The sequence below is a fragment of the Flavobacterium columnare NBRC 100251 = ATCC 23463 genome (genome assembly GCF_002530675.1).
Classification (GTDB): Bacteria; Bacteroidota; Bacteroidia; order Flavobacteriales; family Flavobacteriaceae; genus Flavobacterium; species Flavobacterium columnare.
This window is the reverse complement of record NZ_PCMX01000063.1, coordinates 38,632-47,693: the sequence shown is the minus strand read 5'-3', so window position 1 is coordinate 47,693 and position 9,062 is coordinate 38,632. Positions and strand designations below refer to the sequence as shown.

Genomic DNA, 9,062 nt, shown 5'->3' with positions numbered 1-9,062 from the left:
TGGCAAGAAGAACAAATTGGTAAAACAATAAACGAGGATCAACTGCCAACTGATGTGCAATTTATTGGAGGAGTAACAGTAGCTTATCACGATATTACCCAAGTAATTGTAGCCGTTATCACAGTTATGAATGTAAATAGTCAAGAAATTGTAGATCAAGCAATTTATACTGAGGACAAGATTACTATGCATATTCCAGATGTTTTTGGATTTAATGAAACAGAGTGGGCAATAAAAGCTTTTGAAAAATTAACTATACAACCCCAACTTATTTTTTGTGATGGACACGGTATAGAGCATCCTAAAAATATGGGCTTGGCAACTTTTTTGGGTATTCAACTGGATATACCTACTATAGGTTGCGCCAAAAAACGTCTTGTAGGGTATTATAAGAAGGAAGATTTAGGGGATAAAAGAGCAGATCGTATAGAACTTATATTTGACCAAAAAGTAGTTGGAAAAGCCCTCCGAACAAAAGAAAATACAAACCCAATATATATTTCTATAGGACATAAGGTTTCTTTAGAGACAAGTGTAAATTGGGTGTTAGAAACAACGCAATCCACAAGACTTCCTTTTGTACTTGAAAAGGCAATTGAGATTGCTCGCCAACAGATGCCTGAGCAATTCAGAATCGATTTTATGAATGATGAACTTAACCAATACGGAATTATAAAATGATACTAGCCATAGATGTATATTACGTAAACAACACAGCCAAAAGTGTTGGCGTGCTTTTTAACCCGATCGCTCGGATTTACACAATCCAAATCTAAGCGTTTAGTTTTTAACCCAGAGGAATTAGCAGAAATTTTAGCTAAAAAACTGGATCCAAATAAAAAAGAGATTGTACTTTTATCTTGTAATGATTTAACCAGTACCCAAGCACTTGCCCAAGCTACTGGTAAAAAAGTTTATACCACTGATGGTGCTATAACGATCTTTGAAAATGGTATAAAACGCGCTGATAATACCAAATAGTATGAGGTATCCTCAGAAGGTACAGCAAAAGAACTATCTTCTCCGCCTGTTAAAGAATGTTCGACTTGTACAGGTGAAGGGGTTCAGATGGGGGTTACAGGGGCGGGGAACTTTGCCGAATATATTAAAAACGGCTTTAAAATAAATGCTTCTACACTCGACGATGCATTTAAACATGTAGATGATGTAACATTAAATGGTGCAGGAAAGCCAACGTTTAATAGTAATAGATTAGTTGGTTGTCACAACGAAATTAATTTTAATACTCAAAGAGTTTCAAATGGAGGTAGAATTGAAGTTATTAGTGAAACACCGTCAGGAGTTACAGGAGTTAAAAATATAAAATATAAAACCTTACAAGCAGATAACGCAGGTAATCCTATTGCAGGGCAATATGTCAAAAATGGAGAAACACATATTAAAACAGTTTATGATCCAAATGTTTATCCAGAAGCTCAAATGAAGGATTTAGGATATAGGGCATTTAAAGATGCTATGGATAAAAATACTTTTAATGTAATTGATCCTTTAACGAATGAAGTTATTCCAAGAACTTTTAAAGGTGTTGCGAATGGCAAAACAATTATGGGTCATTACAAAACTGTTAATGGTGAAAATATTATAAGTTCATGGTGGATAATACAATAAAAATAATATTCAAATCAGATTATTATGCATATGTTCAATTTACTCATCCGACTGGACAGTTGGCTAAAAAGTTTGTATATGCAAATAAAAAAGATCTTGAATATGGAGATAAAGCAGAAATATTAGGTGCAGTTATGGGGAAAGATTTTTTGCCATTCATTAATTCTGTATTAGCCCAAAAGCATTTTACCAGAGAGCATTATGGATATACATTAGGTTTTCAACCCGCTGATTTTGATAACCAAGAAATTAAAGAAGATGAAGCACGAGTTTATTATGCTGACGCAGAGAATACAATTAGTAAAAGAGAATTGTTTGAACTCGCTATCCTTCTTTGCGAAGCTAAATTAAATGGTTTGGATTTACAAGAAGATAACGAAGTGAGCAGAGAAGATTTATTGTCTATCAAATCACAATTAGAGGAAAAAATTAAAGCGGTCTAGTACCGCTTTTATCTTTTTATAAAGACAATGTTGTTTTAGTAGTAAATGCATTTACTTTGTTGCACTTTTAATCCGATCGCTTGGATATGCGCAAACAAAATCTAAGCGTAACAGTTAGCGCAGAATTGCATTCTGTGCCCACAAATGCAAGAAAATAAGCTAAAAAAAGCACAATTTAATTGTGTTTTTTAGTTCGGCTAGAAATTATGCTGATTTAGAAAATGATCTAGAAGTAATACTTTTATATTTGTTTTGAAAACCAATAGGAATGGGCACAGAATGCAATTCTGCGCTAACTGTTGTGTTGAGAAATATGTTGAGTAGATCTGAGCGATCGGAGTTATGCAAACTATATAAATAGTTTAGGAAAAAATGCCAATCAAACCTATTCGCCAGACAACAAAGCCGTAAACACCACAGAAAGTCATTTATTTGATTATACTAAGGTGATTTCAGATGCAGAAAAGCAGAAAGTCTTTTCTGAATTGCAAACTATAAATTCCCGATCGCTCGGATTTACACAATCCAAATCTAAACGTCTAGTTTTCAACGAAACAGTTAGCGCAGAATTGTATTCTGTGCCCACAAAGACAAGAAAATAAACTAAAAAAACACAATTATAAATTGTGTTTTTTTAGTTTTGTAGTAAATAGTATATAAGCCATGTCAACAAAATACAAAGCCACTACAACAGAAGATTGCTATTTCATTACCATTACAACTGTAGGTTGGATAGATGTTTTTACAAGATTAAATCAAAAGCAAAATATCATAAGCGCATTACAATACTGCCAATCAAAGAAAGGTTTGGAGATTTATGCCTATTGCATTATGTCAAATCACATACATATACTCTGTAAAGCTACAGCAGGATTTATACTAAGTGATGTTATTCGTGATTTCAAAAAATTCACTTCCAAGAAAATTATTCAAACTATAATCGATGAACCTGAAAGCAGACGCGAATGGATGTTGGATTATTTTAAAAAATCTTGTGAACATTTAAAAAGACATCAAACGTATAAAGTTTGGCAAGATGGATATCACGCAGAACATATTTTTAGCAATAAATTTATAAAACAGAAATTAGAGTACATTCATTTTAATCCTGTAAAAGATAAGATTGTCGATTTACCTGAGGATTATTATTTTAGTTCTGCAAGAAATTATGTAGGTTTAGAAAATGATCTAGAAGTGATACTTTTATATTTGTTTTGAAAGCCAATAGGAGTGGGCACAGAATGCAATTCTGCGCTAACTGTTGCGTTGAGAAATATGTTGAGTAGATCTGAGCGATCGGGGATTTATGCCTATTGCATTATGTCAAAATCCCGATCGCTCGGATTTACACAATCCAAATCTAAGCGTCTAGTTTTCAACGTGGCAGTTAGCGCAGAATTGTATTCTGTGCCCACAAAGACGAGAAAATAAACTAAAAAAAACACAATTATAAATTGTGTTTTTTTAGTTTTGTAATAAATATTTAGATAAGTCATGTCGACAAAATACAAAGCCACAACAACAGAAGATTGCTATTTCATTACCATTACAACTGTAGGTTGATTTACCTGAGGATTATTATTTTAGTTCTGCAAGAAATTATGTAGGTTTAGAAAATGATCTAGAAGTGATACTTTTATATTTGTTTTGAAAGCCAATAGGAGTGGGCACAGAATACAATTCTGCGCTAACTGTTGCGTTGAGAAATATGTTGAGTAGATCTGAGCGATCGGGTTTTTAGAGCGACTCTCAGAATTAGATCTTAATTATTTTGCTTATAAAGACGAAAAAACAAGTATTAGTGATCAGGGAGAGATTAGTTTTGAAATAGAATGGACTACATTTATGCTTAGTCATGGAAGTGTAAAATATGAAAATTTAAAACCTTTTACTATATTAAAAACTATTTTAGAGAATGATGAAGCCATATTAAATGCTAAAAAGGGTGATGTTGTTTATCTACCGGCTTTCTTTATGTCTTATTTAGTACATGAAAAATTTAAGAGAGAGGCTATTGATGCGGTTAACGTAGGAATTATATTAGGAACACTTGGGTCTGGCGCCATAGCTCAAGGTGGAGCAACTGGTGCATGGGCTACATTTGATATGGCATATGCAGCTACTGCTCTTACTGTTGATAGCTTTAGAAATCAAATTTCTACTACTTCAGAAGGGAAAGTTTTCTTAGCTGGCTGGGAGACTTTTAACAAAGCATTTGTGTTATATGCCGCATTAAAATTATCAGTAGCCACATTTGAAGGTACAGTAAATACTTTTAAAAATGTATGGAATACATATAAAAGTTCTAAAGGTTACATAAATTTTAAACAACTTAATCCTGCTGCGGCAACAAGATTAGAAGAAGAAATTACAGTATTATTTAATGAAGCCACTGCGAGTGTTAATAGCGGAAAAACATTACAAGTATTTGAAAATACCGCAGGAGGAATTAAGTTTACACCTAATACTACAGGAACAGCTGTGTCAGTAGAAAATGGAGCATTGACAGTGATTAAAAATTGTACAAAAGAAGGAAAAATAAGTAGTACCTACAATTCACCTACGTTTTCAAACTCTTTTGATGGAAATGCAGCATTAAAATTGGATTTGTATCCAGAACTTAAACTTGTGACTAATGCAGAAACTAAAGTGATACAAATGCCTAAATCAAACACTGCTACAGGTTACATTGAAGCAAGTGAAAATGCAACTAATTTAATTTCTTATAATCTTAATTATTACAAAGGAATACAAGGGACCATACAACTTATTATTGCAAGAGAACAATCAGCCACTGCTAAACCACAGGTTGTATATGCAGCTCCAGAAACTGCTAAAAAGCTTAAAGAAAAAGAAGAAAACAATGGAAAGTGTACTATATACGATAAATTTGGACAACCTACCTGCTATAAGTTCAAAGCTTTATTGACTGAAACTAATGATAAATCTGGAGTTGATAAATTATACAATGGATTGCTACAAACTAATGTGAATGCCGTAGTTGATGGTGTGATCGCTTTAAATACTGATGCAAAAGTATTTTTAAATGATATTCAACAAACAAATGCTACCATTTCGGGTAAAATACCACAGTATAGTAAGAATACTATAGCTATATGGGATGTATTATATGATAATAAAAAGCAATTTGCTAGAAAAGATTGGACAACAATAGTAGAATTGAATAAGTTGAATAATGAAGTACGTACTCAAATCATTAAATTTTCAGATGCCACAAATACCTCTAGTACCTTAAAAGAATTCACCGCAGATTTAGAAAAAGTTAATGGTTTTTCTGATTTTCTAAACAAGCATCCTCAGTTCGCTCGTGGTTTTGTTGGTCACAAACAAGACCCTCTTTATAAAGCAGAAGATTATGAGTTGCTTACTCCTGAATCTATAGAGGAAATACCATTAGATACTAATCTAATAACAACTATTAATGATTGGTTAAAGTATTCGAAAGAAGATGCAAATAGGAGAAATTACTTTAAGATGGGTAATGATTTTGAGGATCATATTGAAGAGCAACTAAAACAACCAAATAGTGATGTATACATAGATCTCCGAGAGAAATTTGGTAAAGATTCTGATGGTACTTATGATTTGGATAAAAGGTCTATATTTAAACAAGTACAGTTTTGTATTAATGGCAGCACAGATTGTACTAAAGAAGGAGAATACTTTATAGCAGATTTTGTTTTTGTTAGAGAAATAAAAGATGATATTACAGGAGAGGTAAAATTAGATATTCGTGTAGCAGATACTAAATTGAGTAAAAATACAGGCTTTACCGATAACCAGAAAAAAGCCAATGGAATGACTGATTTTTATGTGAAATCTCTTAGACCAAAAGCATTAATTAAAGGGGAAATTATAAATAGTTTAAGTGACGGAAAACCTGTTAGAAAAACAGGAAAAATTACAAAGATATACAGTAACGGCAGTGGCGGATATACAAAAGGCAATATAACAGAGTAAAAGACATGGAAATATTAAATAGTTTAGATAAAGAAATTGCATCTGGGTTATCAATTACTAAAAATGAATTCTCTCATTTATCTTATGATAAAGATTATAACATAGGTTTGTTCTTTAGAGAAAATAAAAAAAAGATAGATATTATCACTTATGGTATTGATTATGATTGTAGAAAATTTAATGTTATAAGCTTATCTAGAGAATATTTTAGAGCAGGCATACATTTCAGAGAATTAGATAGTATCTTATATACAGTTTTAGAAGGTAGAATAATTTCAAAGGATACACCTACTCATAGTTATTATATTAATCATCCAATTACTATAAATGAGATTTTAGCCCCAAACATAACCACAGATACTCAGCATACTATAGTTTTTGCAGATAGTATAATAAAGGAAAAAGAATTAGAAAGAGTTGTTGCTGAAACAGATAGTTTTATTAATAAATATTATATTCCTTTCTTTTCTGAATTCCAATCCTTACAAGATATAAACGATAAAATACTGGAGAAAGAAAAATGGCAGGATTGGAGTAACTATATATTCGGCAAAACTTATTTTAAAGCAATGATTATCTTAAAATTGGCAGGCAATGAAAAAGGTTATCAAGAATTTACTGCTATGTACATTTCAAGAATAGAAGAGGGCATAAAAAATGGGAGAGATGATTTGCAACAATATTTAGATGATGTTATTAGATTACATCATTATCTTGAAAGTGGAGCCTATAAAAATTTGCTAAAAAGAGTAAGATAATAATCGAGCTACTAAAATAAACTGTACCAATGAGGGCGATTATTTTATAGCAGACTTTGTTTTTGTTAGAGAAATAAAAGATGATATTACAGGAGAGGTGAAATTAGATATTCGTGTAGCAGATACTAAATTGAGTAAAAATACAGGTTTTACCGATAATCAGAAAAAAGCCAATGAAATGACTGATTTTTATGTAAAATCTATAAATAATGAAGCCTTGATAAAAGGAACCGTCATAAAAGATTTTGTTAAAGATAAAAATGTTAAAAAAACAGGAAAGATAACAAAGATATACAGTAACGGTATTGGTGGATACGGGAATATAACAGAGTAATAGATATGGAAATATTAAATAGTTTAGATAAAGAAATTGCATCTGGGTTATCAATTACTAAAAATGAATTCTCTCATTTATCTTATGATAAAGATTATAACATAGGTTTGTTCTTTAGAGAAAATAAAAATAAGACAGATATTATCACCTATGGTTTTGGTTATGATTATAGAAAGTATAATCCTACAACTTTATGTAAAGAGTCATTCAGAGCGGGCATTCACTTCAAAGAAGTAGATAGGATTTTATATAGAATATTGGGTGGAAAAACAATTTCAAAAGACACCTTTTTTTACAGTAGTCATGAGGTTACTATAAAAGAAATTCTAGCTCCAGATATAACCACAGATACTCAGCATACTATAGTTTTTGCAGATAGTATAATAAAGGAAAAAGAATTAGAAAGAGTTGTTGCTGAAACAGATAGTTTTATTAATAGATATTATATTCCTTTTTTTTCTGAATTCCAATCCTTACAAGATATAAACGATAAAATACTGGAGAAAGAAGAATTTTCTAATTACTACAAGTATATTTTTGGTGAAACTGGTGCAAAGGTTTTAATAATTATGAAATTATGCAATAGTAACAAATACCAAGAATATAAGAAATGGTCAGACAATATTATTGCAAAACAGATTGCAGATCCAATGTATGAAGATTACAAAGATATTTTAATAAACCAACAGGCAATAATGGATAAACTTTATAATTATCTTGAAAGTGGAGCCTATAAAAATTTGCTAAAAGAGTAAGGTAATGATCGAGCTACTAAAATAAACTGAACCAATGAAGGCGATTATTTTATAGCAGATTTTGTTTTTGTTAGAGAAATAAAAGATGATATTACAGGAGAGGTAAAATTAGATGCAAGAATAGCCGATACTAAGCTATCTGTGAATACAGATTTTACTAAGAATCAGAAAGAAGCATTCTTAAAGCCTTTATATTTACGGTCCACAGATAGGACTCCTATAAATGGTAAGAAAATAGAACGCTTTAATAAGCCTGCTCTTATACAGAACAAACAGCCTTTTATCAAAATCTACAGTGGAGGTTCTGCTACAAGTTTTGGAGGCGTAAAAATTAATGGAGAATAATGAAAAAACAAATAAAAGAACTCAATCATAATCTTACGCAAAATGTTAATTTTTCTTCCTACGGATTTTCCTTATATGAGGAAGATGAAGTAGACTTTGCCTATAAATATCAACGGAAGGAAAACGATAAGATAGACAAGATAACATATTCGTTTGAAAAAGATAAATGGAGAGAAAAATCTTCCTTATCATCTATTGGTTTTGGAATTGTTTTTCCTATAATCAATACAATAATAGAAAATATAGAATTTGAAGAAAAATTTTATTCTCCAAAGGATGAGTATACGGTAATTCAAATCCCTAACTATGATAAAAAAGTTGACTACTATAGCAATTTAATTGGCAGTACAAGTATTATAGAAAACAAGGAAATAAATTTCCAGCACTATGAATATGTAAAATCGGAATTTATAAATCAACTAAAGGAAAATGTTTTGCCTTTTTTCTCTAAATTCCAATCCTTACAAGATATAAACGATAAAATACTGGAGAAAGAAGAATTTTCTAATTACTACAAGTATATTTTTGGTGAAACTGGTGCAAAGGTTTTAATAATTATGAAATTATGCAATAGTAACAAATACCAAGAATATAAGAAATGGTCAGACAATATTATTGCAAAACAGATTGCAGATCCAATGTATGAAGATTATAAAGATATTTTAATAAACCAACAGGCAATAATGGATAAACTTTATAATTATCTTGAAAGTGGAGCCTATAAAAATTTGCTAAAAGAGTAAGGTAATGATCGAGCTACTAAAATAAACTGTACCAATGAAGGTTATTATTTTATAGCAGACCTTGTATGTGTTAA

Annotated in this window: 11 protein-coding genes; all 11 read left to right on the top strand. The window is 30.9% G+C overall.

Features of this window, described 5'->3' with window-relative positions; translation table 11 throughout:
* Positions 1-681, top strand: a 681-nt coding sequence (locus B0A78_RS09425; protein WP_097609621.1) for an endonuclease V, incomplete at its 5' end; no start/stop codon positions are given.
* Between the two features lie 45 nt (positions 682-726).
* The gene (locus tag B0A78_RS14500; protein ID WP_075348548.1) at positions 727-981 is read left to right on the top strand and encodes a hypothetical protein; all 255 of its coding nucleotides are present in this window, start codon (positions 727-729) and stop codon (positions 979-981) included.
* 87 nt (positions 982-1,068) lie between these two features.
* A complete protein-coding gene (locus B0A78_RS09415; protein ID WP_097609620.1) occupies positions 1,069-1,629 on the top strand; it encodes a CdiA family toxin C-terminal domain-containing protein in 561 nt (186 codons plus the stop codon).
* Positions 1,611-2,072, top strand: coding sequence for a hypothetical protein (locus B0A78_RS09410; RefSeq protein WP_065213141.1), 462 nt, complete (start codon positions 1,611-1,613; stop codon positions 2,070-2,072). Before B0A78_RS09415 ends, B0A78_RS09410 begins: the two co-directional genes overlap by 19 nt.
* A 663-nt stretch (positions 2,073-2,735) precedes the next feature.
* Entirely contained in the window at positions 2,736-3,290 is a 555-nt protein-coding gene (locus B0A78_RS09405; protein WP_065213142.1) for an REP-associated tyrosine transposase, read from the top strand.
* 627 nt (positions 3,291-3,917) lie between these two features.
* A complete protein-coding gene (locus tag B0A78_RS09400) occupies positions 3,918-6,053 on the top strand; it encodes a hypothetical protein (RefSeq protein ID WP_097609619.1) in 2,136 nt (711 codons plus the stop codon).
* Between the two features lie 5 nt (positions 6,054-6,058).
* The gene (locus tag B0A78_RS09395) at positions 6,059-6,811 is read left to right on the top strand and encodes a hypothetical protein (protein WP_097609618.1); all 753 of its coding nucleotides are present in this window, start codon (positions 6,059-6,061) and stop codon (positions 6,809-6,811) included.
* 97 nt (positions 6,812-6,908) lie between these two features.
* Positions 6,909-7,145: a hypothetical protein gene (locus B0A78_RS09390; RefSeq protein WP_097609617.1), complete on the top strand. Its 237-nt coding sequence runs from the start codon at positions 6,909-6,911 to the stop codon at positions 7,143-7,145.
* A gap of 5 nt (positions 7,146-7,150) precedes the next feature.
* Positions 7,151-7,900, top strand: coding sequence for a hypothetical protein (locus B0A78_RS09385; protein ID WP_065213148.1), 750 nt, complete (start codon positions 7,151-7,153; stop codon positions 7,898-7,900).
* 141 nt (positions 7,901-8,041) lie between these two features.
* On the top strand, positions 8,042-8,245 hold the full coding sequence (locus B0A78_RS09380; RefSeq protein ID WP_065213149.1) for a hypothetical protein: 204 nt from the start codon (positions 8,042-8,044) through the stop codon (positions 8,243-8,245).
* Positions 8,245-8,988 (top strand): hypothetical protein, encoded by a 744-nt coding sequence (locus B0A78_RS09375; RefSeq protein ID WP_097609616.1) that lies wholly within the window; start codon positions 8,245-8,247, stop codon positions 8,986-8,988. The genes B0A78_RS09380 and B0A78_RS09375 overlap by 1 nt, the downstream gene beginning before the upstream one ends.
* Positions 8,989-9,062: the final 74 nt, after the last annotated feature.